23 protein-coding genes are annotated in these 23557 nt (G+C 57.7%); 8 read left to right on the forward strand and 15 right to left on the reverse strand.

The window, feature by feature from the left end; genetic code table 11:
* Positions 1–2 precede the first annotated feature (2 nt).
* From VG146_03400 to VG146_03410, 3 genes are all read right to left on the reverse strand, one after another.
* A complete protein-coding gene (locus tag VG146_03400) occupies positions 3–878 on the reverse strand; it encodes a transglutaminase-like domain-containing protein (protein HEV2391389.1) in 876 nt (291 codons plus the stop codon).
* A gap of 153 nt (positions 879–1031) precedes the next feature.
* Complete coding sequence (locus tag VG146_03405) at positions 1032–1520, reverse strand: response regulator (protein HEV2391390.1); 489 nt, start codon at positions 1518–1520, stop codon at positions 1032–1034.
* Between the two features lie 93 nt (positions 1521–1613).
* Positions 1614–2933 (reverse strand): MFS transporter, encoded by a 1320-nt coding sequence (locus VG146_03410; GenBank protein HEV2391391.1) that lies wholly within the window; start codon positions 2931–2933, stop codon positions 1614–1616.
* A gap of 84 nt (positions 2934–3017) precedes the next feature.
* On the opposite strand from VG146_03410, the gene VG146_03415 reads away from it, so the two are divergent.
* Both VG146_03415 and VG146_03420 read left to right on the forward strand, forming a co-directional pair.
* Complete coding sequence (locus VG146_03415; GenBank protein ID HEV2391392.1) at positions 3018–3908, forward strand: sugar phosphate isomerase/epimerase; 891 nt, start codon at positions 3018–3020, stop codon at positions 3906–3908.
* 73 nt (positions 3909–3981) lie between these two features.
* Positions 3982–4998, forward strand: coding sequence for a hypothetical protein (locus VG146_03420; protein ID HEV2391393.1), 1017 nt, complete (start codon positions 3982–3984; stop codon positions 4996–4998).
* 70 nt (positions 4999–5068) lie between these two features.
* Here the strand turns inward: VG146_03420 and VG146_03425 are convergent, their stop codons facing one another.
* The 7 genes from VG146_03425 to lepA form a co-directional block, all read right to left on the reverse strand.
* Positions 5069–7687 carry a DUF3656 domain-containing protein gene (locus VG146_03425; protein ID HEV2391394.1) on the reverse strand — a complete coding sequence of 873 codons (2619 nt, stop codon included), beginning with the start codon at positions 7685–7687 and terminating at the stop codon, positions 5069–5071.
* 216 nt (positions 7688–7903) lie between these two features.
* Complete coding sequence (ispD, locus tag VG146_03430) at positions 7904–8590, reverse strand: 2-C-methyl-D-erythritol 4-phosphate cytidylyltransferase (GenBank protein ID HEV2391395.1); 687 nt, start codon at positions 8588–8590, stop codon at positions 7904–7906.
* A 2-nt stretch (positions 8591–8592) separates the two neighbouring features.
* On the reverse strand, positions 8593–10077 hold the full coding sequence (locus VG146_03435) for a nicotinate phosphoribosyltransferase (GenBank protein HEV2391396.1): 1485 nt from the start codon (positions 10075–10077) through the stop codon (positions 8593–8595).
* Positions 10074–10997 carry a ribokinase gene (locus VG146_03440; GenBank protein ID HEV2391397.1) on the reverse strand — a complete coding sequence of 308 codons (924 nt, stop codon included), beginning with the start codon at positions 10995–10997 and terminating at the stop codon, positions 10074–10076. The genes VG146_03435 and VG146_03440 overlap by 4 nt, the downstream gene beginning before the upstream one ends.
* Before the next feature lie 26 nt (positions 10998–11023).
* A complete protein-coding gene (locus VG146_03445) occupies positions 11024–12136 on the reverse strand; it encodes a nucleoside hydrolase (GenBank protein HEV2391398.1) in 1113 nt (370 codons plus the stop codon).
* A 68-nt stretch (positions 12137–12204) separates the two neighbouring features.
* Positions 12205–13548, reverse strand: coding sequence for a signal peptidase I (gene lepB, locus VG146_03450; protein ID HEV2391399.1), 1344 nt, complete (start codon positions 13546–13548; stop codon positions 12205–12207).
* A 43-nt stretch (positions 13549–13591) separates the two neighbouring features.
* Complete coding sequence (lepA, locus tag VG146_03455; GenBank protein ID HEV2391400.1) at positions 13592–15382, reverse strand: translation elongation factor 4; 1791 nt, start codon at positions 15380–15382, stop codon at positions 13592–13594.
* A 278-nt stretch (positions 15383–15660) separates the two neighbouring features.
* Here lepA and hemL point away from each other — a divergent pair, with 278 nt between their 5' ends.
* From hemL to VG146_03470, 3 genes are all read left to right on the forward strand, one after another.
* Positions 15661–16965 (forward strand): glutamate-1-semialdehyde 2,1-aminomutase, encoded by a 1305-nt coding sequence (gene hemL, locus VG146_03460; GenBank protein ID HEV2391401.1) that lies wholly within the window; start codon positions 15661–15663, stop codon positions 16963–16965.
* Between the two features lie 125 nt (positions 16966–17090).
* Complete coding sequence (locus tag VG146_03465) at positions 17091–17717, forward strand: RNA polymerase sigma factor (GenBank protein HEV2391402.1); 627 nt, start codon at positions 17091–17093, stop codon at positions 17715–17717.
* Positions 17718–17723: 6 nt separating this feature from the next.
* Complete coding sequence (locus VG146_03470; GenBank protein HEV2391403.1) at positions 17724–18827, forward strand: hypothetical protein; 1104 nt, start codon at positions 17724–17726, stop codon at positions 18825–18827.
* A gap of 7 nt (positions 18828–18834) precedes the next feature.
* Here the strand turns inward: VG146_03470 and VG146_03475 are convergent, their stop codons facing one another.
* Both VG146_03475 and VG146_03480 read right to left on the reverse strand, forming a co-directional pair.
* Complete coding sequence (locus tag VG146_03475) at positions 18835–19260, reverse strand: DUF1844 domain-containing protein (protein HEV2391404.1); 426 nt, start codon at positions 19258–19260, stop codon at positions 18835–18837.
* On the reverse strand, positions 19257–19934 hold the full coding sequence (locus VG146_03480; protein HEV2391405.1) for an LON peptidase substrate-binding domain-containing protein: 678 nt from the start codon (positions 19932–19934) through the stop codon (positions 19257–19259). Before VG146_03480 ends, VG146_03475 begins: the two co-directional genes overlap by 4 nt.
* Positions 19935–20049: 115 nt before the next feature.
* Between VG146_03480 and VG146_03485 the strand changes: the two genes are divergently transcribed.
* Positions 20050–21189: an ABC transporter ATP-binding protein gene (locus VG146_03485; GenBank protein HEV2391406.1), complete on the forward strand. Its 1140-nt coding sequence runs from the start codon at positions 20050–20052 to the stop codon at positions 21187–21189.
* Between the two features lie 514 nt (positions 21190–21703).
* Here the strand turns inward: VG146_03485 and VG146_03490 are convergent.
* On the reverse strand, positions 21704–21886 hold the full coding sequence (locus tag VG146_03490; protein ID HEV2391407.1) for a hypothetical protein: 183 nt from the start codon (positions 21884–21886) through the stop codon (positions 21704–21706).
* Between VG146_03490 and VG146_03495 the strand changes: the two genes are divergently transcribed.
* The gene (locus VG146_03495) at positions 21876–22040 is read left to right on the forward strand and encodes a hypothetical protein (GenBank protein ID HEV2391408.1); all 165 of its coding nucleotides are present in this window, start codon (positions 21876–21878) and stop codon (positions 22038–22040) included. The genes VG146_03490 and VG146_03495 overlap by 11 nt on opposite strands.
* A 127-nt stretch (positions 22041–22167) precedes the next feature.
* On the opposite strand, the gene VG146_03500 is transcribed toward VG146_03495, so the two are convergent.
* Entirely contained in the window at positions 22168–22344 is a 177-nt protein-coding gene (locus VG146_03500; protein HEV2391409.1) for a hypothetical protein, read from the reverse strand.
* 205 nt (positions 22345–22549) lie between these two features.
* On the opposite strand from VG146_03500, the gene dtd reads away from it, so the two are divergent.
* A complete protein-coding gene (gene dtd, locus VG146_03505; protein HEV2391410.1) occupies positions 22550–23002 on the forward strand; it encodes a D-aminoacyl-tRNA deacylase in 453 nt (150 codons plus the stop codon).
* A gap of 9 nt (positions 23003–23011) precedes the next feature.
* On the opposite strand, the gene VG146_03510 is transcribed toward dtd, so the two are convergent.
* Positions 23012–23479 (reverse strand): thioredoxin domain-containing protein, encoded by a 468-nt coding sequence (locus tag VG146_03510; protein HEV2391411.1) that lies wholly within the window; start codon positions 23477–23479, stop codon positions 23012–23014.
* Positions 23480–23557: the final 78 nt, after the last annotated feature.

Genomic DNA, 23557 nt, shown 5'->3' on the forward strand with positions numbered 1-23557 from the left:
CGTCACCTGGCCAGGGCCACAAGGTAACGTTGGAACCGCGTGGCGGTTTCAGCCTGGGCGAGGTGGAGATAAATCTGGTGCAGATTGCCGCAAATCCGCAAGAGCATGCGGCGCGAGGTCACCGGCGCCAGGTAATCATCCCGGACGCTGTAATTGCCCTGAAGCAAATATTGCACGCAATCAGCCTTGGTCATCAGTTTTCCGCCATCAAACGGATCGATATAAATCTCTCCAGCGGTGGACTGATAGCGGCAGATGAAATGGCCCGGAAGGCCAATGCCGACGATGGGCAACTGCAAGCGCCGGGCCAGCAGCAGATACACCAGGCATAGATTAATCGGATTGCCGGCCCGCCGGTCCAGGACCCGGTTTAAATAGCTGTTGTCCGGGTCGTAATAATTCTCTTCGTCTCCCGCAAAGCTCAGTTCGTTAAAGAGATATTGATTGAGGCAACCAAGGACCTCCGTCGGCTCTGTGTTGCCGTCGAGGCGCTGCCGCAAATCTCGGACGTAGCTGTCCAGCAGCGCCTGGTACCCCTCGACGTTGATATCAGGATATTGCGTTTGGGCCAATAGCCACCCCCCTTGTTCAATATCCAGCTCCTCGCCATGTTTGAGGCAGAATGCCAGAAACCGGTTATCGGCGCCCTGGCGGTCAAAGCGCAGCACGATTTCCTGGGCGCGCCTTCGCAACGCGGGGTCCCGGCTTAATGTGTGCGGCCTTAGCCATTCGGCCACGGGCGGACCGAATGAAAGAATTTTTTGGCGGATGTTCTTAAAAATGAGAGGGTCGTCGTCTGCAAGCAGCGTTAGCAAAGCCCCCTTTTGACTCTCGGAGAGCGCTTCGGTTCCTGCGGCTATGGCGTCAGCCTGTTTCATCCAGTCCTTCTCCCGTACCAATAGACCAGAACCCACCCAGGATTCAATGAAGAAATGCAGCAACCTCGCGCATCGCAGGCATCGTGTGCGCGAGGGGATTCCGGACAAGGAACTTTACAGCCGACGAGGAGGAGGGAGCCGTCCAGATTGTAATTAAGCGGCGACCGCAACCTCTCCAACCGGCTCGACAAAATGCTCGGGCGCGGGGATATGCGCCAGGTGCGGGCGCAAAATGGGAGCCGACCAGTACTCTTCAAGGCGCCTGACAATGCTAACCAGCTCGGCCTGGTCGGTAGGTTTCACAAAGTAATGGTCCACCCCAAGATGGCTCGCATGGCGCAGGTCCTCAGGGTCCAACGAGGAACTGAACACCGCCACTTTGGCCGGGCGAAGGCCCGGCTCGGAGGCGAGCCAATCAAGGACCTCGAAACCGCTCATCGCGGGCATCTTGAGGTCCAACAGGAGCAAAGCCGGCCAATCGCATTCGCGACGGGCTTTCTCGTGCAAGGATTGGATAACCTCGAAGCCGTTGCGGGCCCAGTCCAGGTGGACCTGTGCGCCCGCTCTCTTAAAGGCCCGTCGAAGCAGGAGTTGATCGGCTTCGTCATCCTCAGCCACAAGAATAGAAGGGGTAGCTTTCATGGCACAGTCTGGTTTAGAACTAGCGCCCAGTTTAATGAGATGAAAAAGGGATTTAAATGGGGTACGAACCCCACAAATTGCGCCGCCCTCGCGTTATCTGCGGTCATTTATCAATACGTCGCGGGGGGCAAAAACCAGGGCAGCGATAACTAAAAGCATGCCGGACGCCAGGTACACCACCGAGCAGAGAGAGATCGACCAGCCCATGTTTTCCATTTCCGTTCGATAAGGGCCGTGAAGGCTCACCCAACCGACCAGCACAGGGCCCAAAGCCCCGCCACCCCAACCGACGGTGTTCATGATGCCGGCGGCGGTGCCGCGGGCCCGGGGCCCGACCACGTCAAAAAGCGAAGCGAAAATGTTCGAGTCATAAAACCCTTTGCAGAGGCCAAACAGGGTCATCGCCGCCAGCAACACCTTGGGGCTGGTGGTCCATCCCACCAGAAAAACCCAAATCGCCCCGGCCAGAAGTCCAAGTGCCTGGACCAGGATGCGCCCGCCGCTGGTCCGCCGCGCCCAGCGATCAGCCAGCCATCCGCCAAAGGGCACACTCACGGCGCTGGCCAGGTGGATAAAGGCGCTCCCAGAAAGCCCGGCCGAGGTGAGCGTGAAGTGGAACTTTTCGACCAGGAACGTGGGAGTCCAGGTAAGGAAAATGGCTGCAACAAAATTAGCCCCAAGGAACGCCGCCAGCAGCAGCAAAGCAGTGGGCTTGCGAAAGACAAGCGCTCCAATTTCCTTCAATCGGAGAGGGAGAAGCGCCGCGTCTCTCGCAGTGTCAGGGGCTTCATCATGTTCGGCCTCACCGCGGCAGGGTTCTCGCAAAAAGCGCCACAAGAGCAGCGCCAGCATCATGCCGGCAGCGCCGAAGAAATAAAACCCGGCGCGCCACCCAAAGCGCACGGCGAACCACGCCCCCAGCCAGCCCCCGGCGACCGTGCCGATATAAACCCCAGAATTATGGATTCCCAAAGCGCGGGAACGGGTGCGGCCATGATAATCGCTGAGCAGGGAGGTGGATGCCGGAAAATAAAAGGTTTCCCCCAACCCCTCGCACGCGCGCACGCCAATGAACTGCCCGAGGGTCGCGCAACGGCCAGTCAACATGGTGATGAAACTCCAGAAAAGGCAGCCGCCCAAAATTACGTCCTTACGCCGCAACCGGTCTCCGATGAACCCGGCCAGCGGGGCGCCAGCGGCGTAGAGCCACATAAAAGCCGAGCCGATGAGGCCCAACTGCACCAGGTTAAATCCAAACTCCTCTCGTAACTTGGGAAACACGGAGAAAATGGTCTGGCGATCGGCGTAGTTGGAGAAGCAAATAAACCACAGCATCAACAAGGCCCACCATTTGTAACCGGTGGCCAAACGCGGTGCCGCGTGGATTTGCACGTCGCGCGCCGGAGGAGTCATGGCAGCGGTATATCAGGTTGATAACGTGAATACAAAGCTTGTCTTTCCCAGCCAGCCTGCGTAGAAAACAGAAACGACGATTCTATGAACATATCCCTCAAATCCACCTGCGCTCTCAGTGTCTGCCTGGCGGCTGGCGCCCTGGCGCCCGCCTCTGCTTTGCGCGCTGAAAACGCAATTCCTGACGAATCCAAGACCGGCGGCTATTTCATTGGCTGCCAGGCCTACACTTTCAATCACTTCACCCTCTTCGAGGCCATCGAGAAGACGGCACAAACGGGCGGCAAGGTGATCGAGTTTTATCCGGGGCAGAAGCTCAGCAAAGAGGAGCCCACCGTAAGCTGGGACCATAATGCCTCGCCTGAGACAATCCAGAAGGTTAAGGACCAACTCGCAAAGTATCACCTCAAAGCGGTGAATTACGGCGTTGTTGAAATCCCGCGCGACGAGGCGCAAGCGCGCAAGATTTTTGAATTTGCGCACAAGATGGGCCTCCGCGCCGTCACCACCGAGTCTGTGGATGCGATCGACACCATCGAAAAACTGGTGAAGGAATACGATATTATGGTGGGCTTTCACGATCACCCCAAACGGCCCAACGACCCCAACTACCGCATGTGGGACCCGAATTATATTTTGTCGATCGTCAAGGACCGGGACCCGCGCATCGGGTCCTGTGCCGACACCGGCCACTGGGTGCGCTCGAACTTGAAGCCAGTGGATTGCCTGCGCATTCTCAAAGGGCGCATTATCAGCAGCCATCTCAAGGACCTCAACGAGATGGGTCCCGGCGCCCACGACGTGCCCTACGGCACCGGCGTCTCGGACATACCCGGCATCTTGCAAGAGCTAAGGGCCCAGGGGTTCACCGGCAATATCTCCATCGAGTACGAGTATCACTGGGAGAACTCGTCGCCTGAGGTGGCCCAGTGCATTGGCTTTGTTCGCGGGTATGGGATGGCGAAGGGGTGGTGACCGCGGTTGGCCCCAGAGGGCAGCCGGACAGGCCGAAGTGGAGTCAAATGTGGAAAATTACCGGCAGGAGTAAATGGCACATTTCTTTGATCCAGTTTCCAATGCGCCGGTATCCACCTTCAAGATTCCCACCGCCGGCATGTTTCAGATTGGCCTATGGGGTGGAGGACCGCCCGGCCCCCTGTGGAATGGGCGCATCGGCACTGGCAGATTGGACGTCACTTCCCTTTACGTCGATGGCTGGACTGACCCGGTCACTGGGTTCAATCCGTTCGTCAACGACCCAGCAATAATTGGAGACTACCAAATCAGCTCGGACCGCAGGTTGCTTACCATCAGTGCCGAGCGGTTGAGGAGTTCCAGGTTGTATGGGCTTTATTATGGGTCGCCCTACGCTGAGCCTGTCAACCTGGTCCGAGTCCCGGTTCGCGGTCTGCCCAAAGTCCTCGCCTCGAATGAAGCCAATGCAAGAGCTTTGATAATCAAGTCTTTAATTAAATTTGGAATTTCCAACCGGTTTCTTCGGGTAGGGATTTTAAGTGTGGTTTCTACCGAAGGGGGGTTTCGTCCAAGAAATGAATATAGCTATAGAAATACCCCCAATCCACGGCTGCGCGCTCTATTTGGGGCAAGGCTCCCCGCTTCTGAAGCGGCTCTTGATGCTTTAAAGCGCGATGATGTCGCCTTCTACGAAGCTATCTACGGCGGTAAAAACGGGAATACGCAATACGGGGACGGTTATAAATACCGCGGGCGCGGGTTTAATGGGATAACTTATAAATCACTTTATGAAAGGTATTCCAAACTGACCGGAGTTGATTTGGTTGAAGACCCGGATAAACTGAACGAACCCGCTGTAGCCGCCGATTGTCTCGCTGCTTACTTTGTTGACACTCTTAAAGCAGGAAGAAACGTTTGTAAGACCAGATACGGAATCTTTCCTGAAGAGGTTGATGACCTTTCAACAGCCACTAAAATTGCATTTTCATGCAATGCGGGGTGGGGTTACGCCTGGTGGAACAACAAGATTCTTAACGAGGAGAATAATAAGCAATTAAAAGCCGCATTAAACTTCGATAAATTCGTCTGATGGCTTTGCCCTAAATTACAAAAGGCAATAGTCCCGAATAATTGAGCTGGATGTCATAGGCCGCCCGGAGTTATGGCCCTTTCCCGGCCATTTGGCCGCGGGTGACGCCGAGCTGGTTGAATAATTTGAGTTCGCGCCAGAGCTGGCTGCCTGTGATTTCGCCCTCGATCAATTGGCGGTACTTGCCGATGGTTTGCGTCACCTGGAGCGGTGTTTCATTGAGAAATTCCATGCGGAAATGCCGCACACCGAGTTCCCGCATCCGCGTGACGTATTCGGCGCCGGTTTGGGCCATGGAATTGAATACTGTATTGCGGCAGCCTGCATCGGCCTTAATGGGATGCTCGGTCCCCGCGCGGTCACGCAGTTTTACGTCATGCCGATCACAGGGCCGTCCGCAATTGGTAAAATCCGTTCCTTTGGAAAGGAAGGCGCAAAAGACGCAATGCTCCATGTGAAACATGGGGATATGCTGGTGAATGGTGACCTCGAACCATTCGGGTGGCGCGGCTCGCAGCAGGGCCTCCAACTGCGTGAAGTTCAAATCGTAAGAGGGCGTGAGCCGTTCAAGGCCGAACTTGCTTTTGAAGTAATCGGCAGCAAGAGAGTTGGCGACATTAAACGAATAATCCCCTATGCGCCGGTCGCTCTTGAAGAAACTAAGATGATCATAATTGCGCAGCAGGTAACCGTCCGCTTCGCACGAGCGGACTTGCTTGAGAACCCACTCCTCGCCCGACTTGAAAATGCGCGGTGGCGCAACCCAAATCGTCGAGTGCGGAGAGCGGTTTGGCGCGCAGCGGAAAAGTAGCACGGCTTCACGATATTTCTTCGGGTCCTCGAACTCGCAATAAACGGTTTCGATGCCGCAACCAAGCGCCGCATCCAACTGGGAAAGGTTCCGAACCAAAACAATCAACTGCGCGCCACTGCCTCGTTCTGGCTCCCGAAAGCCCTGGAAAATCGAGAACGAGGAGGAGGGCGACAATCCATTGGTAAAACGTGCTTTCAAACTCCATCGCAATGGTTGCGCTCGCAAAGCCGACAGCCGCTCGACCATCTCGCGCCGCAAGCGGTTAAGCTCGCTTAGCGGAACGAGCGCCGGGCCTTCGAGCAGGTTTTGCAGCGCCCCCAATTCAAAGGGAGTGCCTCCCAACCGGCCCAGTTGCGCGCTGAACCGTTCGGTTGTGAGGGGCTGTTGCTCTGCCTTGACTAACGGCATCTGCGATTCCATGCGCGCCACGTGCCCCAATTCATCCCGCACAATCAAAATCAGCGGTTCGCCAATTTTGCCATAGACTTGAATCGAAACGGGTCGCGCGAACTTTGGTGTTTTTCCTTCAAAACTTTGCCGAAGGCTGCGTTCTAGCGCAGGGTCGCTGGTCTTCCACAATTTATCCCCAGGCTGGACCCGCGCGAAATTAATGTCGCCCCGCCCGAACGTGAGGGAGGCCATCGGCGCGCCGGAAGCGCCATTCCGCGCCTTTACACCATAGACGCGCCCGCCTTCTTCAGCGTGCTCAGGTTTGCCCGCGTCGAAGACAACGCCGTCGCCGGGTTTGAGAGGTCCTTCCAGCCGGACTAGGACGGTCTCGTTATGGACATCGAGGACTTGGCCCAGGTAAACTCCGCGCTTTTTGCCGAAGCGTCCATGGACGAGTTGCTGGTTATTGATTCCGCCGAACCAGCCGGTATAAAGGCCGCGCGAGAAGGCCATCTCCATCTTGTAACGGCGGCTCGAATTCCGCGCGTTGGTTCCTGAGTCGCTGGTGGCCGTCTTCTCGCACAATTGATCCAATGCCTCGCGGTATATTCGGGTAATGTTGGCTACATATTCCGGGCTCTTCAGCCGGCCCTCGATTTTCAGCGAGGCGACACCAAGGCGGGCCAGTTCCGGGAGAAGTTCGAGTCCCGCAAGGTCCTGCGGACTGAGGAGATATTTCCGGTCTCCCAGCGCAACCGGTTTGCCATCGGCGATTAACTCGTAAGGCATCCGGCAGGCCTGGGCGCATTCGCCGCGGTTGGCTGAACGCCCGCCCAACGCCTCGCTGGTGAGGCATTGCCCCGAGTAAGCGACGCAGAGTGCTCCGTGAACGAACACCTCGATGGGGAGGGCGCTTTCGTTAGGCACAGCCAATGCCGCACCCGTTAGCTGCGCGATCTCTTTCAGCGAACATTCCCGGGCCAGGACGACGAGGTTGCACCCGAGCTGGCGGGCAAACTCGATGCCGGCAGCGCTGGTGACGGTCATCTGGGTCGAGACGTGAATGGGGAAATCGGATGAAAGGGCGCGCATCAATCGGCAGATTCCAACATCCTGCACGATAGCAGCATCCGCCCCAGCCGCGATGATCGAGCGCGCATACTGTTCGGCAACGGCCATTTCGTTCTCGAACACGAGCGTGTTGAATGTGACGTAGCCCTTGACGCCACGCTGATGCAGGAATTCCATGAGCTTGGGCAGGTCTGCTTCGGTAAAATTGGCCGCCCGCATCCGGGCATTGAACCTCTCGAGGCCGAAGTAGATGGCGTCGGCGCCGTTTTCAACGGCAGCCCGGGCGCATTCCCAGTCGCCGGCAGGGGCCAGCAACTCGGGAAGGCGCAACCCTTTGGGGCAGCCTTGGCCCGGGCTGCACTCCGGGCCGGGGCTGCCCTGCCCTGCTAAAACATCGGTGACATCACTGCTCATCAGCGAACCACAATCTATCCTCTACAGGAGGGCGGGACAAAGGGTATTTGGGACCCGCGAACCCGAGTTGGTGAGGGGTGGTTATCCTTCCGTTATCACCTTACCCTGCCGCTCAAATGCCGGTTGAAATGTGAATGCAATCTTGGGCGCAAGGTCAGACCCAAAGCGCCAGGACTGGCATAGTCCAAGACGCTTGGCGCGGACCCGGCCAGCCGGCTAAGGTTGCAACCGCTTCAGCAGCAGCTCCACATAATCCAAATCCTCGGGCCGCGTGACTTTGGGATTGGGTAGGACGCTGGGGACCAGCAGGACCGGTTGGCCGATCAACTCACATGCTGCGGTGTCGTCGGTGACCAGAATTCCCCGGTTCCGTACTTCCTCTAATGCGCGGCGGATTATGTCCACGCGAAAGGTTTGAGGGGTTTGCACAGCCCACAAACGGGAGCGATCGAGCGTGCGTTGGACCAACTTGCCATCATTGGATTCTTTAATGGTGTCGGTAATGGACTGAGCGGCTACAGCCGCCCCGCCTTGCTGGGCTGCCTGAACCGTCGCGGCAATGAGCGCTTCGGTTATACATGGCCGGGCGGCGTCCTGGATAGCCACGATTTCCGCTCGAGGATTTAATCCGGCCAAACCGTTCCAAACGGAGTCCTGCCGCTCCGGCCCACCCCTCACGAGCCGAAATGGTTTCTTGCAATCCAACTGACGAGCCAGCTCGGTAAAGGCGTTGTCCATTCCCTGGCGGATGACCAGGACGATTTCATCAATGCACTGGCTTCGATCAAAACGGCGCCAGGTATGCGCCACGACGGGCAGGCCGTTGATTTCGAGGAAAATCTTGTCCACATTCGGCCCCATCCGCATCCCCTTGCCTGCGGCTACAATGATAGTGGAGGTCATGTTTATGATTCGGTTTCGCCCCGGGCCCGCAGGACCAGCCTGGTTTTGAGCTCATGCAGGCTTAACTCGAGTCCAGCCGGATATTGATGCGGGTTAACCAAACGTTTGATGCCAGCGTGCAGTTTGCTCAGTTGCTGTTGCACCCGCGCGCGCGTCTGCTCCAAGCCGGGAAACGCATAAACCAGATTGCCACCTCGAAAGATCGGCGCCAGCAAATCTTCACTGGAGGTCTCGGGCGCGAAATGTTTGCGGCGGGTCGGGTCGAGCGGATCGACGATGGTAAAGTTGGAAGGCAACCGGCTGCTGAGGTCATAAATGGCGTCTCCGGCAAATCCCTGGTCAGTGAGAAAGCGGCGGACCTGAAGGATACCGGGGTTGGTGATTTTGGCGGCCTGCTCCGAGAGTTTGACTTTGGGTTCCCAGGCAGCGCCCGGCTTGCGGATGGCAGAGAGTTTGTACACACCGCCCAGGGCCGGTTGCTCGTAGGCGGTCACCAGGCGGGTGCCGACTCCCCAAAGGGTAATGGCCGCGTCTTGGTCCTTCAGGCTGTATATGATGTGCTCGTCCAGGTCGTTGCTGCCAAGGATGGCCGTCTTGGTGAATCCCGCCTCATCCAGGATTTTGCGCGCTTCGATGCTTAGAAAGGCCAAATCGCCCGAGTCCAACCGAATTCCAAGCAAGTCGTGGCCCTGGCTGCGCAATTCTTTGCCCACTGCCACGGCGTGACGCACCCCTTCCAGCGAGTCGTAGGTGTCCACCAGGAGAATGCAATTGTTCGGCATGGCCCGGGCATAGGCCGTGAAGGCTTCGCGCTCGTCGCCAAAAGCCATCACCCAACTGTGCGCGTGCGTGCCGGAGACCGGTATCCCATACATCTTGCCAGCGAGCAAATTTGACGTGCCCGCGCATCCACCGATGTACGCAGCGCGGCTGGCGGTCAGCCCCCCATTCGGGCCCTGGGCACGGCGCAAACCAAATTCGATAACCGGCTCGCCCCGCGCGGCGAGACAAATCCGGGCGGCCTTGGTGGCAATCAGCGATTCAAAATTTAAAAAATTCAGCAGCGCCGTCTCGACGACCTGGGCCTGGAGGATCGGCCCCGTCACACGCAACAGCGGTTCCTGCGGAAAAACAATCGTCCCCTCCAGCACCGCATCCACGTCGCAGGTAAAGCGCAGCTTGGCGAGATACTCCAAAAAGCCGCGCTCGAACAAGGGCTTGCCGTCATGGCCCAAGAGTGTGCCCAGGTAAGCCACGTCTGCGGGTTCGAAATGAAAGGAGCGCAGGAATTCCACAGCCGCAGCCAAACCGCACGCGATGGTGAACCCGCCGTGGAAAGGCGCCTCGCGGAAGGACAGATGGAATGCCGCCTCGACCTCCGTAAGACCTGCCTTCCAATAACCACAGGCCATCGTAATCTCATAGAGATCGGTCAGGAGCGCTGAGCATCCCGGCCCGAAGCGAGTTGTATTTGCGTGGTCGCTCATGGCAGGTGGCGAAGGGCTTTATCGGTAGCCGGCCGGCCAGGAATGGATTCTTGAGCGCCCCGCTTAAGCGTCGCCAGTCCCCCGGCGCAATTTGCCCTGCGGACAGCGCCAGGCAATTCCAGGCTTTCAGCGCGGGCCGCCACATAAGCCCCAGCAAAGGCATCCCCTGCCCCGACGGTATCCACGGGCTTTACAAAGAGCGCAGGCACTCGCGTGATTTCTGAACAAGTAATGCAAAGGGTAGGCCGTTCGCCGCGGGTGACTATCAGGGTTTCAATGCCGCGTCGTTTCAATCGCGCCGGCCAGCGGCGTTCGTGCTCCAAGTCCTCGATGTTGAAGATAGCCTCCGCTTCGGAATCATTCGTGATGAGCGTATCCAAACGGTATTGGCCCCAAGGAAAGTCTTTGCGCAGCGGGGAAGGATTGAGCACCACGGGCACATTCGAGCGGTTGGCAATCTGGATGGCGGCAAAGACCGAAGGCAATGGGACCTCGAATTGCAATAACAGGATGCCGGATGACGAGATGAGGTCCCTCTGCCCCTCGACAGCTTTTGGCTTTAGCTCAGCGTTCGCGCCTGAAGAGACTACGATGCTATTCTCAGCCGAATCATCCACTGCGATCAGCGCCAAGCCGGTATGCTGGCCGATTGCCACCGAGACCCCTCTGGCATCAATGCGCTCGTTCCGCAGGCGTTTGAGATATGCCCGCCCCTCATCATCGGCCCCTACACACCCGATGAGAACAACCCGCGCCCCCTGCCGCGCGGCCGCAACGGCCTGATTCGCGCCCTTTCCGCCAAACCGGCGGACCAGGCTCGAAGCGGCCACGGTTTCGCCCGCAGCCGGCAACCTTGTCACACGCGCAATGTAATCAACATTGAGCGAACCGACGACAACCACTCTGGAGCGAGAGGGCATGATTCTGCACAGGAATGCAGTGGAGATTATTTTTGGGTCTTACAAGGCGGCTGACTGGCTAATTGCACAAGGGCTTCCCGCACGCGGGGCGCCTGGATTTGATTGAGCGTCAAAAACCGGTCTCGTCCCTGAGGCGCTTCGGTGAACCGGGTGAACCCGTCCGGCTCGACTGTAACCTGGCCGGGGGCGGAGAGGCCAAAGTATCCGCCGTCCTCATAGACCGCGAATAATGTGCTGGTAAGGTCCCAGGTGGGTCGTTCGTGAGGCGGAGGATTGTACAGGCAATAGGCCTCGGCCGCTGGATGGTGCGGGACGTAACGAAAATCCCGCTCGATGCTGACTGCGGGAAAGGGCACTGCAATGCCTATCTCAAATCCACTCCAGACGATGGGCGTGGGCCAGGCTCGGGCGACTTGTTTGGTGGCCGGGAGGTCCTGCGTCACGTTGTATTCGAGGTAATGCTGATTGTCACCAATTGGCCGGAAAGCCCCGGCCATCACAGAAAGCAATCGGACCTTCTGGCGCGCCAGTTCAGGACCAGTGAGCGGGGACCACTTATCAGGTTGAGTTCTGAGCAATGCCGCCAGATTCGAGAAATAGCCGACCTGCACGATGACCACCGAGCCATCCGGTTGTTGGCTCAGGACTTTGCGCAATAAATCGGTTGCCCTGGGGGCATCCGAGCTGCGCTTCAACTTGTGAGGGTAGCGCGGCTTTCCGTTGTCCGTGGTATCGGCAAGTCCCAGGAATTTGCTGGGCTCATTTTTGAGGCCCGAGCGCGTGAAACCGATGGGAATTCCTGGACGGCCATAAAAGGTGTCAATCGCATCCACAAATGGGCCAGCCAACTCGTCTGGTTTGGTAATGGTGACTGCAAGTAATTGGCAGGCGGCTCGCGTTTGCAGGCTATGGAGCATGCAAAGCGCCAGGACATCATCCACATCGTTGCCGATATCGGTGTCAAATAGGACCTTCACCGGCTCAGATGATGCCGCCGATTCCGCCTGCGCCCGCTGGGGTCTCATGGCGCAGACCCAGAGGGCGGCGAGAAGGAAGGTAACGAAAGCCGCCCGCTGTCGATGCACCCGGCTATGGGCTTGCAGGGGCGGGAAGCTCTCTCGATTTTTGGCGGTCAACATGGGTGAATAAGTCGTTTGAGACGTGCCGGCAAGGTGATCTGCGCCCTTGGAAGACGCAAGATTATTAGTCAATGGTAGCCCCAGCCGAAGCGCTCGGTAATGGGCCAATAGACAAAGAAAGACCGGCCAATGACGTGCGTCTCGGGGAAATCGCCCCAATACCTCGAATCCAGGCTGTTCATGGTATTGTCGCCCATGACGAAGAGACGATGCTGAGCGACCGTGAACTCATGACCGGGCGCCATGTTGCCAATCATGGCATGGCCGTAATAGTGGTTTTCTTTAAACGGGAGCACCTTCGAGTAGCGGCCCGCGCCGTAAAAAGAATAAACGTCCTCGTAATGCGGAGTCGCGGCGGTAATTTGCTTTCCATTAACGACCAAATTGCCGACCGGGACGGTGCCCATGCCAGGCACGTTGCTGACTTCATAATCCTGGTGCAAAGACAATGTTTCGCCACCCAAACCATTGAGCCGTTTAATATAAAACTGGTCCTGATGCAGGCCCTGGATGCCGCGCGTTTCAAACACGATGATTTCGCCGCGCTGCGGAGGGCGGAAGTTGTAGGTGAACCGATCGACGAAGAGATGGTCGCCGTTGACGATTCGCAGGCGGACGATCTCCTCTCCTTTTCGATAGACCTTGGTTGGGTTGAGATACAACCCGGCGCGCTTGTCCAGGGTTGAGCCGCCATAATCGGGAGGAAACCAGATGCGTTGCTCGACGCCCCCGACCTGGATGGTTTGGACAATGTTAAAGATAAGGAATTTGAACGGCGGCTCGATGCGTTCGAGTGGTCCGTCGGCTTCGGCTCGAACATCCAGATAGCTGACCCCGGCAAACCAGTCCCGGACCCGTTGCCACCCTGTGGGGATTTCAAAATTTACATCCAGCGGGTTTGCCAAGGGACTTTCGGGACCCTGGCTGTAATCGGGCACGGAAGTGACGCCGTAGAGGGTCGGCTGCATCGAACCGGTAGGGATTTTGAATGGCTGCAGGAAAAAGGTCCGAATACCCATGGCCACTGTGAGGGCGACCAGAAGCACCTCGATATTCTCGCGCCAAGCCGCGTTTGGATAGGGCTTGAGCCATTTATTGGCCGAGTTTTCGAGGTTCTCCATCTGCTTTTCCAGGGCCGCTTTATCGGCCCCGGCAGTGATGGCCGTGCCGATATCGTCCATGGCGCCCTGCAATGCCGCGCGAGCCTGCGGTGAAAGGATATCGCGCTGATGGTTGAGGAGCTTTTTGACATGGTTGCGCATGGCGGTTGCCTCGCGCACAGCGCCCGATGCAAACCAACGAGCCACCCAGGAACGACGAGGCCGCTCTTGGGCGCCGCTACTGCCGGCCGGCGCTGCGGCCGGCGCTGAAGGTTTTAGGCCAGGACCTTTGCGATTTTCAGCTTTTGACATACTTTATTTCCAAAAAGAAAGCCCCAGCGGGCGCGACTCACCGTCATGTCTTGAGCACCTCGATAAATGCCTCTTGCGGAATGCTCACCGAGCCGAAGGATTTCATCCGTTTCTTTCCTTCCTTTTGTTTTTCGAGCAATTTGCGTTTGCGAGTGATGTCGCCGCCGTAACATTTGGCAGTGACATCCTTGCGCAACGCGCCCACAGTTTCGCGCGCAACGATTTTTCCCCCAATAGCGGCTTGAATGGCCACGGCGTATTGCTGGCGGGGAATGACTTCCTTGAGCTTGGCAGCCAGGGCCCGTCCCCTGCCCTCCGCCTTTTCCCGGTGCACAATGCAGGAAAAAGCATCGACGGCCTCGCTATTGACGAGCATATCGAGCTTGACCATGTCGGACTGCTGGTAGCCGGCGTGTTCGTAGTCCATCGAGCCGTAACCGCGGGTGATGCTCTTGATGCGGTCATGGAAATCGATGAGGATTTCGTTCAATGGGATGAGGCCGGTCAGCATCACGCGGCGCGAGTCGATGGTCTCGGTGTGATCAATCGTGCCGCGCTTTTCAGAAATTAAGGCCATCATGTCGCCGATGTACTCGTTTGGGCAGATCACAAAAGCCTTTACCATCGGCTCTTCGATTTTTTGGATGAATGTGGGTTCGGGCAAGTAGGCCGGGTTATCCACATCCTTCACTGTGCCGTCGGTGAGCGTTACCCTGTAAATGACGCTGGGGTAAGTGGCGATGATGTCCATGCCGTACTCGCGGCGCAGCCGTTCCTGGACAATTTCCAGGTGCAACAGGCCCAGGAACCCGCAGCGAAAACCGAATCCGAGGGCAACGGATGTCTCGGGCTGAAAGACAAAGGCCGAGTCGTTCAACTGGAGCTTGGCAAGGTTGGCCTTGAGATGCTCGTAATCGGCGGTGTTGATCGGGTAGATGCCGCTAAAAACCATCGGATGGATTTCTTTGAAACCAGGCAAGGCCGGGGCCGGATGGCGGGCGTCGGTGATAGTGTCGCCCATCTTGACTTCCTGCGGGCTCTTGATGTTGGCGGTCATGTAGCCGGTCTCGCCCACCTCCAGCCGGTCTCGCACATAGGGCTTGGGATTGAAACTGCCGACCTCTTTGACCTCGACATTCTTGCCCGAGTGAAACAATTGGACCTGGAGACCCGGCTTCAACTCGCCATTAAAGACACGGACATGGGTAACCACGCCTTTGTAAGTGTCGAAATAGGAATCGAACCCGAGGGCCTGAAGCGAAACGGCGCCCGTGGGTTTCGGCGCTGGAATCCGGGCGACGATGGCTTCAAGAATCTCGTCGATGCCGATGCCTTCTTTGGCGCTGGCCAGGATGGCTGATTCGCCCGAAATGGCCAGGATGTCTTCCAATTGCTGTTTGGTTTGGGGGACATTGGCGTGGGGCAGATCGATTTTGTTGATAACCGGGATGATGGCGAGGTTTTGCTTCATCGCCAGGTGTACGTTGGCAACAGTTTGGGCCTCGACGCCCTGTGCGGCATCAATGATGAGCAAGGCCCCCTCACACGCGCTGAGGCTGCGAGAGACTTCGTAGGAAAAATCAACGTGTCCAGGCGTGTCGATGAGGTTCAGCTCGTACACCTCGCCGCTCTTGGCCTTATAGAGCATCGTCACGGGGTGGGCTTTGATGGTAATGCCGCGCTCCTTTTCCAGGTCCATCGAGTCGAGCAACTGATCCTCCATGTCCCGGGTCGAGATCGTCCCGGTTCGGTGCAACAACCGGTCCGAAAGGGTCGTTTTCCCATGATCGATATGGGCAATAATGCTGAAATTTCTAATGTGCGCTGCGTCCATTTTTTAATCTGCAACCTATCTGGCCGGGGCCAAGTCCTTCGCCGGCTAGGAATGCGGAGAGTCCCTGCACCAGAGAGGGGTTGCCACATCTCCGCACAGACCCGCGCTCCGCGCTGCAGGTCCTAAGCCGGGAGCGCCGGTCCGCCGTGACTATCGAGCCTGTGGAATATAAGGGATTTTTGCGCGAAGGAAAGAAAATTGGGCGGGTATGAATCCCCGATGGTGGAATAGTGGTTTCTGCTTCATAATTGACGCTCAATTTCTCATCCTGGATAGGCATGATTTTACGGACAAAATCGGAACGGCTTTTCTCTGAGGCATTGAGATATATTCCCGGAGGGGTTAATTCGCCTGTGCGCGCGTTTCGCGCGGTTGGCGGCACACCATTTTTTGCAGAGAAAGCCCAAGGGGCCCATATCTGGGACGTGGATGGCAATGAGTACATCGATTATGTGGGCACCTGGGGTCCTGCGATACTGGGGCATGCTCACCCGGGCATTATCCGGGCCGTTCAGCAGGCAGCCCAAAAGGGCACCAGCTTTGGAATTCCAAATGCGTTGGAGGTGGAAATGGCCAGGCGGATCTGCTCGTTGGTGCCCAGCGTGCAGAAAGTGCGCATGTGCAATTCGGGCACCGAAGCCACCATGTCCGCTATTCGCCTGGCGCGCGGCTTTACACGTCGCGACAAAATTATCAAATTCGAGGGCTGCTATCACGGTCATGCCGATTCGCTCCTGGTCAAGGCCGGGTCCGGCGCGCTCACGTTTGGCGCTCCGGACAGCGCGGGGGTTCCGGCTGCCTTTACTCAACACACAGTCGTGTTGCCCTACAACGCGCCGGAGGCCGTCTCGGCGGCTTTTGCGGCGAACCGGAGCCAAATCGCCGGGATTATCGTTGAGCCGGTCCCCGGCAACGCCGGTCTCTATTTGCCTCAACCCGGCTACCTGGAATTTCTGCGAGAGATTACTCGCACGGACGGGGCGTTGCTGATTTTTGATGAAGTCATGACCGGGTTTCGCCTTGCCCCCGGAGGGGCCCAGGAGCGCTTCGGCATCACGCCCGACCTGAGCTGCTTTGGGAAGGTCATTGGAGGCGGCTTGCCGGTGGGCGCTTTTGGGGGGCGAGCTGAGATTATGGATTTCCTCGCCCCCCTGGGGCCGGTTTACCAGGCAGGCACCTTGAGCGGCAATCCGCTGGCGATGGCCGCCGGAATTGCGGCGCTCGAGGAATTATCCTTAGGAAATGCTTATGCAAAACTAGAGAAACTGGGCGCGATATTGGAAGCCGGGATGACGGAGGCAGCGCGCGCTGTCGGGGTCCCCGTCCAATTCAACCGTTGTGGCTCCATGTTTTGCGCCTATTTCACCGCCCAACCCGTCCACAATCTGGCCGAAGCTATGAACAGTGACCGTGAGCGATTCAAGAAATATTTCCATGCGATGCTCGAGCAAGGGATTTACCTGGCCCCATCCCAATTCGAAGCCGGTTTTCTTTCAACAGCGCACACCGAAGCGGACATCGAGAAGACCATAGGCGCCGCGAGGAAGGGGTTTGAGAGGATAAGGATGAGGAATGAAGGATGAGGGATGAAGGGCACAGAATTGTTGTCTTAGGTCGTCTCAGTTGGGTTGCCTTTCATCCCTCCTTCCTTCATCCCTCCTCCTTCCTTCTTCCCTCCTCCCTGCGCCTGCTCTAAACTCTTTGGAGCATGGCACTGGACGCAGAGCCCACTTTGCTTGCGCGCTGCCGCCGGGGTGAACCGGCGGCCTGGGACGAATTGTTCAACCTGCATTATGCGGCTGCTGGACGATTCCTTTTCCAGTTGAGCCATGATTTCACCCGCGAAGACGTCGAGGAGATTTGCCAGGAGACCTTCCTGTCGGTAATCAAGAGTATCGAGTCATTTCAAGGCGGCAGCCAGTTTCAGACCTGGCTGTTTCGGATAGCCGCCAATAAGGCGCGTGATTATCGCCAACGCCAGCAGGCCGCCAAACGCGGCGGCGGTCAGCCCAATTTGTCCTTGCAAGCCGAGGACCCCGAGACGGGGCTTGTCCTCGACCCGCCAAGCCCCAAGCCGGGGCCTGATTTGGCGTTGCTCAATGCTGAACGTGTCGGATTGATCCATGAGGCCCTTGACCGTCTTGGAGAACCATGCCGCGAGGTCATTGAACTGCGCTATTTTGGCGACCTGAGCTATGAAGAAATCGCCAAAGCCCTTGAGTTAAACATCAAAACGGTCAGCTCCCGCCTGAGCAAGTGTCTGGACCGGCTTGAAGAGATTTTGCTGAAGGGATTTGCCGGGGCAAAATCGGCCCTGTTCCCGTCTAATCTGTAGCTGGATATGGAATCAGACCCCCAACGCCCCATTGAAAAGCTCCTGCGCGATTATGCCGAAAAGCGGCGCAAGGAGAGCGGCGGGCCGTTGGAAATGCGCGCGGCCACCAGGCGATTGTTGCAGGGTGAGGTATCCCGGCGCTTTCGCAAACCTGCCGCTGGGCGGCCTTCGGTCTGGAGTTTGCTAGCGCAGTACTGGCCTCGCCTGGCTTGGAGCGCCGGAACCGTGGGGCTCGTGGTTGCTGGGATACTGCTTTGGCCGGCCCATAGCGGGCGAACGCCGGAAATCCAATTGGCACAGAATCGAGTCTCCAGCCCCGGAGCGCGGCGTGAGTTGGCCGAACGACCTGAAGAATCGGCCAAAGTAGCAGCTCCCGCCCCTCTGCAGCAGCCAAGCTCGGACCGGTCCAGGCTCGCATTACAGATCGACTCCGTTACAAATGCAACACTGGCGCAGACCTTTGACACCGCCGCTGCGCCCGCACTCAAAGAAGCAGCTCCCCCTTCGGGCGCTGTTTTAGCTGGCGCACAGGCGAGCGCAATGAGCCTTGATGCTCCCTCGAATCAGCGATATGGCTTGAGCGCTGGTCAACAAGAGCCGTTGCAGCAGTTCGTCGCCTTGGCTGACAACGCGGGGACTAACACGGCGCTGGATAAAAAGTTTTCGACCAACCCGGTCCTGGCCTCCTTTCAATTCGAACGACTGGGACGCCAGGTGCGCATCATCGATAAGGATGGGTCGGTGTACAGCGGCTCTTTCCAAACCGCGGATTCCAAACCCAATTCCCCAGGCTTCGCGGGGCCGGCGGGCGCGCCAGCCGATCGATTGGCCGCTCGGTCGGCTGTCCCCTCGCCAGCAACTGGAAAAGACACTGGGTCCTACTTCTTTCGAGTTGCAGGAACAAATCTGACGAGCAACGAGCAAGTGATCTTTAGTGGCAGCCTCCTGCCCGCGATGCCACCACGGGCAGGCCAGGCCCTCGGGGCAGCGTCGGGCCTCGCTCCGGCCGCGGCCTTATCGAATGCAGTGCTTCTGTCCCCTGCGCGAATAACCGGCAAAGCGGTTGTGGGACAGAGCGAAATCGAGATTAACGCGGTGCGCTCGCCGTAATTGGCCGTTAATACTTTTTTGTAAACTTCTTGCGATGCTCCTCTTCGGCGTTGGAAGGGCCAGTTGCTGCTGATTCTGATGCGGGCGCGGAAGCCTTGCCTGGAGCCGCTGAATCCGGCGCCTTGGCGGCGGCTGGCTCGTGGGACTCGACCGCCTCGACGAAAGCCATCCGCAAGCTCATCAGACTCTGCTGGAGCAGGGCGGCTTCTTCCTTTGTGAGGTTGCCCCGTGTTTTGACTTCGAGCATTTCAAGCTCATCGATGAAAAAACGGGCCGCCTCGATGTCCTTGACCGCTTGGCCCCCATCGGGATGCTCGACTTTACCCATGAGCATCATGGCCATGTTGGCCTGTTGCATGATCAATTGCGCAAAAAGCGCCGATAATCGATCTTCAGCACCGGGACGCGACTGAGCCGAAGGCGGTTCACTCATAGTGATTGACCCTTGCGTTTCTTGCGGATTTCCGCCAGCAAAAACCGAATCAAACGCCGCAAACGCGCCTCGACATCCACGGTTTCCAAAATGGTCTGCCGCTCAGCCGCCCCGTGCAGCACCGCGCACGAGACCAAGTCAGCCGCCTGTTCCGGGTCGCTCAGCGAATCGAGATAATTGAGAATCTCCTTGGGCGAAAAGGCGGGTGGGGCCGATGGAGGCTCGGCTTGGCCGGGAGACATGACCGGAAAAGGAAAGGGTAATCCCAACTGGATTCGCTCTTCGAGCAACTCACGGACCTTCGCAACCAGGGCATCGACTTTGACGTTATCACAGGGTGGCGAATGCAGCGGACGGATGCGTTGAACTCGATACGGTTTGTAACGGACGGTTTCCTCGAGGCCAACCCGGGCCAGCCCTTGCAGAATCAAATGCGAGGTCCCATCCCGATGACCTACCGAGACCCGGATGAGCCCCAGCCCGGCAACCGCGGACGGGGCTTCTCGCGCACTGCCGGGCCGCTGCATGGCAACCGAAAACATCCGGTTGGAATGCAGCGCGTCGGCCAGCATCTGCCGGTAACGCGGTTCAAAAATATAGAGCGGGAGCAACGCCTGCGGAAAGAGCGTGGCGTTGGGCAGTGTCATTACCGGTATTTCCCGCGGTATCTTCATGGGGACAATGTAGGACCGGCCAGCCTTTTGGCAAGGACCCCATCAGACGGCCGGCGCACTACCTTGGCTTGCGATTAATCTGGATTTCTTTTTTACCTGCCGAACAATCAAGCCAGTGGCAAGGGTGATTATCGACCATCTGACCAAGGTCTTCGAGCGGCCAGGGCGCGAACCCGTCCAGGCCCTGAGCGATTTGAATCTTTCTATCGCGGATGGGGAATTGCTCGTACTGACAGGCCCCTCGGGTTGCGGCAAGACAACCACCCTGCGGCTCCTGGCCGGCCTGGAAGAGCCGACCTCGGGCCTGATTTCGATTGACGAACGAAAAGTCAATGGCCTTTCCGCCAGGCAGCGCGATGTGGCTATGGTTTTTCAGGCTCCGGCGCTTTATCCACACATGAGCGTGCAAGAAAACCTGGCGTTTGGATTGAGGTTGCGCCGGCACAAAACTCAAGACATCCAGCGCCGGGTGCGAGAAGCGGCTGAACTGCTTGACCTGGCCGATTGCCTCGAGCGCGACCCCGCATCGCTTTCGGGTGGGCAACGCCAGCGCGTGGCTCTTGGCCGCGCCCTGGTGCGCGCCCCCAAGGTGTTGCTGCTGGATGAGCCCCTCTCAAACCTCGATGCGCACATGCGGGCGCAATTACGCCTCGAGATTTCACGCCTCCATGCCCGGTTGCGCGTCACGGTCATCTATGTAACGCACGACCAAACCGAGGCGATGGCGCTGGGCGACCGGCTGGCAGTGCTGCACCAGGGGCTGCTTCAGCAATTGGACACCCCAATCGCGGTATATCGAAAACCGGTTAATTTGTTTGTGGCCCGCTTTTTGGGCCTGCCGCCGATGAATCTGCTGCATGGACACGTCGTAAGGACCGCTCATGCCCTGTGGTTCAAACCAGACTCAATCAGCAGCGCGGCTGGACTCCAGGTTCTGAGGCTCCGGCTGGGTGGAGAACCGCCGACGATACTGGAGTTTCCTGAGACCAAACCCCTTGTGCTGGGCGTCCGCCCCGAGGATGTAGCCATCGGCGCAAGCATCCCTCAGAAAGGTTTGGCGGATGCGACAGTGGCGACAGTGGAGGCGGTCGAGGTCACGGGCCCGGACGCGTTTGTTCGACTGCAACTGGACGGCATCTGTTTGACGGCCCGCGTGCTGGCCGGCCAGCATCACGAGCCGGGAGAGAAGATACCCATAGCGCTGGCTGCGCAGAGGGCGCACTTTTTTGACCCGGTGACCGGCGTAAGGATTTGAGAAAGGCAAAATCCTTCAAAGCGCGGGACACGAGCGAACGCCCTTGGGACGCGACATACGGAAGGGGCTTGTCAGGGGCTTATGCTCTTCCCCGCCCGGGTTGCATTCCGGCTATCGTTCCGCCCAGGGCAAGTGGACCGCATGGGTTTCCGCACGACTGTGGGCCAGTTGCGCGACTAATTCTACATCCCTCAGATGATACCGGGATTCGGCCTTAACTGCCGCCATCAGCGTCGGAAAGTCATCAGCCTTTTCCGAGCTTCGCGTCCACTTCCCTGCCCTAAAAAACTCCCCTGATTCCCTGTTGCGAATCAGATGTTTCATTTCCAAAGCCGTTAGCGTGAAAACTGGCAGAAGTCAATGTCCTTTTTAAGAAAACTTATTCACCAGGATTCACATGTTATTCACCGGAAATAAAATCCTGAAACAAATCACGGCGCTCCGGAGTAGTAACAGGAGTGAATATGAAACCGACTTTACTCAGGGCAAAATTGAATCCGGCATTTAAGAGATTTCAGATTTTGCCGGATTTGGGCCAAAGGCGCGGTAGCAACGAATTGGTCCGGTGTTTGGGCGTCGTACCCGCTGCGATGCCGCAAATCGAGCGTCTCAGCGGCCCCGGCGCTACCCGGGGGTCCTGGCGCGGCTCTTCTTGCGCCATGGCAAATCCGGTGTAAGCTCGGGCGATGAAATTCATTTTGGCTATTGCGGCTTACCTGCTGATCGCTCTCGTGTTGGGCTGGGGCATTTTGCTGATGGTCAAAGGAGACCCCTGGCTGCTCATAGCCGGCTTCCTTGTTTACGTGGTGGCGTTTGGAAAATTGGGATGCCTTCCTGGGAAATCCCACTAAGGCCTGATTTAAAAATACAATTGCCGCCATTCTCCTCGTGCTGGAGTATTGGGGTTTCCCACCCACTCCATCACTCCAATACTCCATCTCACGCAGGGTTCCATCGAGAGAGAGCCGGCGCAGCCCATCAGTCGCGATTGGCCAGCAGCCACCCGAGGACGCAGCCTAGGATCGCCGCTGCCGCAAGGGTGCTCCAGGTGTTATCGCGCACGTATTGGTCGGTAACTTGCCCCATGTTTTTGGCCGTTTCGCCCGCGCGCCTCTGCCAGTCCTGAAATTTGTCAGTCACTGTTTGTGTATTCATTTCCTTAAGATAAACCGGGTTCGGCAAAATCCCAACTGGGGCAGAAACCTCCTTTAGAGCCTATTTAAAAATGCATTTGCCGTTACTCGTGCTCGTGCTCCTCCTCGAAAGGCCTGAACGATCGAGGAGGAGAAGGAGCTGACTATTTTCAAGAGGCGCTCTTAGGCCGTTGCGCCCCTTGGGCCCCTATGATTACCCTCCCCCAATGCGCGCAATCATCCAGAGAGTTGCGGAGGCAAACGTCGTGATTGCCGGCGCGGTTACCGCCGCCATTCAACAAGGATTACTCGTGCTGTTAGCGGTCGAACCGGCGGACTCCACTGAGGACATCGAGTGGGTAAGCGGTAAAATTGTCCGGCTCCGAATTTTCGACGATGAAAAGGGTGTGATGAATCGTTCGGTTCAGGACGTCAACGGAGCCCTTCTGGTCGTGAGCCAGTTTACCCTCTTCGCAAGCACACGAAAAGGCAACCGGCCCTCCTACAGCCGCTCTGCCGGCCCGGAGATCGCGCTGCCGCTGTATGAAAAGTTTGTCGGCCAGCTCGCATTGGATTTCGGCAAGCCGGTTCAAACGGGCCAGTTCGGCGCCCAAATGCGGGTTGGTCTGGTCAACGACGGGCCCGTGACCATTCTAATCGATTCGAAGTTGCGGGAATAGCGCTGCAAGTTACATCGGCCGGATGGACCGCTCGACAAAGCGTTGGATTTCGGCGGCTGGCCGCGCTCCTTCCGTTCGCCCTCGCTCGGTCCCGCCGCTGAAAACCAACAGGCTCGGCAGCGCGTGGATATTGAAGCGCTGGGCCAGCAACGGCAAACCTTCTGTGTTCATCTTTGCCACAACGAATTTGCCGCCGCTCCGGGAGGCCACTCGCGAGACCTCGGGCGCCATCATCTTGCACGGCCCGCACCAATCAGCCCAAAAATCCACCAGCACCGGCAACGGCGAACTCTCCAACAGCGACTCAAATGCCGCCTCGTCGTCAATGTCTATAGGCGAGTCCAACCCGGGCAATTCAGTCTTGCAACGCCCGCAACGGGTGGCGCTTCCCAAATGTCCAAAAGAAACCCGGTTCATTTGTCCGCATGTGGGACAAGTCTTAATCACCCCATGGCCATCCAGTCGTGTCGCATTCATGCCTTTCAATATTAAGCCTGCCCGCCCGATTGGCAAATGGCCGGTCTTCTTTATTCGATGCCCGACTTTGAAAAACTC

The organism is Verrucomicrobiia bacterium, from assembly GCA_035946615.1.
Taxonomy (GTDB): Bacteria; Verrucomicrobiota; Verrucomicrobiia; order Limisphaerales; family UBA8199; genus DASYZB01.

Coding starts and splice junctions, on each gene's coding strand:
- VG146_03400 (HEV2391389.1), bottom strand. CDS start 878: ATGAAACAGGCTGACGCCATAGCCGCAGGAACCGAAGCGCTCTCCGAG.
- VG146_03405 (HEV2391390.1), bottom strand. CDS start 1,520: ATGAAAGCTACCCCTTCTATTCTTGTGGCTGAGGATGACGAAGCCGAT.
- VG146_03410 (HEV2391391.1), bottom strand. CDS start 2,933: ATGACTCCTCCGGCGCGCGACGTGCAAATCCACGCGGCACCGCGTTTG.
- VG146_03415 (HEV2391392.1), top strand. CDS start 3,018: ATGAACATATCCCTCAAATCCACCTGCGCTCTCAGTGTCTGCCTGGCG.
- VG146_03420 (HEV2391393.1), top strand. CDS start 3,982: ATGGCACATTTCTTTGATCCAGTTTCCAATGCGCCGGTATCCACCTTC.
- VG146_03425 (HEV2391394.1), bottom strand. CDS start 7,687: ATGAGCAGTGATGTCACCGATGTTTTAGCAGGGCAGGGCAGCCCCGGC.
- ispD (HEV2391395.1), bottom strand. CDS start 8,590: ATGACCTCCACTATCATTGTAGCCGCAGGCAAGGGGATGCGGATGGGG.
- VG146_03435 (HEV2391396.1), bottom strand. CDS start 10,077: ATGAGCGACCACGCAAATACAACTCGCTTCGGGCCGGGATGCTCAGCG.
- VG146_03440 (HEV2391397.1), bottom strand. CDS start 10,997: ATGCCCTCTCGCTCCAGAGTGGTTGTCGTCGGTTCGCTCAATGTTGAT.
- VG146_03445 (HEV2391398.1), bottom strand. CDS start 12,136: ATGTTGACCGCCAAAAATCGAGAGAGCTTCCCGCCCCTGCAAGCCCAT.
- lepB (HEV2391399.1), bottom strand. CDS start 13,548: ATGTCAAAAGCTGAAAATCGCAAAGGTCCTGGCCTAAAACCTTCAGCG.
- lepA (HEV2391400.1), bottom strand. CDS start 15,382: ATGGACGCAGCGCACATTAGAAATTTCAGCATTATTGCCCATATCGAT.
- hemL (HEV2391401.1), top strand. CDS start 15,661: ATGATTTTACGGACAAAATCGGAACGGCTTTTCTCTGAGGCATTGAGA.
- VG146_03465 (HEV2391402.1), top strand. CDS start 17,091: ATGGCACTGGACGCAGAGCCCACTTTGCTTGCGCGCTGCCGCCGGGGT.
- VG146_03470 (HEV2391403.1), top strand. CDS start 17,724: ATGGAATCAGACCCCCAACGCCCCATTGAAAAGCTCCTGCGCGATTAT.
- VG146_03475 (HEV2391404.1), bottom strand. CDS start 19,260: ATGAGTGAACCGCCTTCGGCTCAGTCGCGTCCCGGTGCTGAAGATCGA.
- VG146_03480 (HEV2391405.1), bottom strand. CDS start 19,934: ATGAAGATACCGCGGGAAATACCGGTAATGACACTGCCCAACGCCACG.
- VG146_03495 (HEV2391408.1), top strand. CDS start 21,876: ATGAAATTCATTTTGGCTATTGCGGCTTACCTGCTGATCGCTCTCGTG.
- VG146_03490 (HEV2391407.1), bottom strand. CDS start 21,886: ATGAATTTCATCGCCCGAGCTTACACCGGATTTGCCATGGCGCAAGAA.
- VG146_03500 (HEV2391409.1), bottom strand. CDS start 22,344: ATGAATACACAAACAGTGACTGACAAATTTCAGGACTGGCAGAGGCGC.
- dtd (HEV2391410.1), top strand. CDS start 22,550: ATGCGCGCAATCATCCAGAGAGTTGCGGAGGCAAACGTCGTGATTGCC.
- VG146_03510 (HEV2391411.1), bottom strand. CDS start 23,479: ATGAATGCGACACGACTGGATGGCCATGGGGTGATTAAGACTTGTCCC.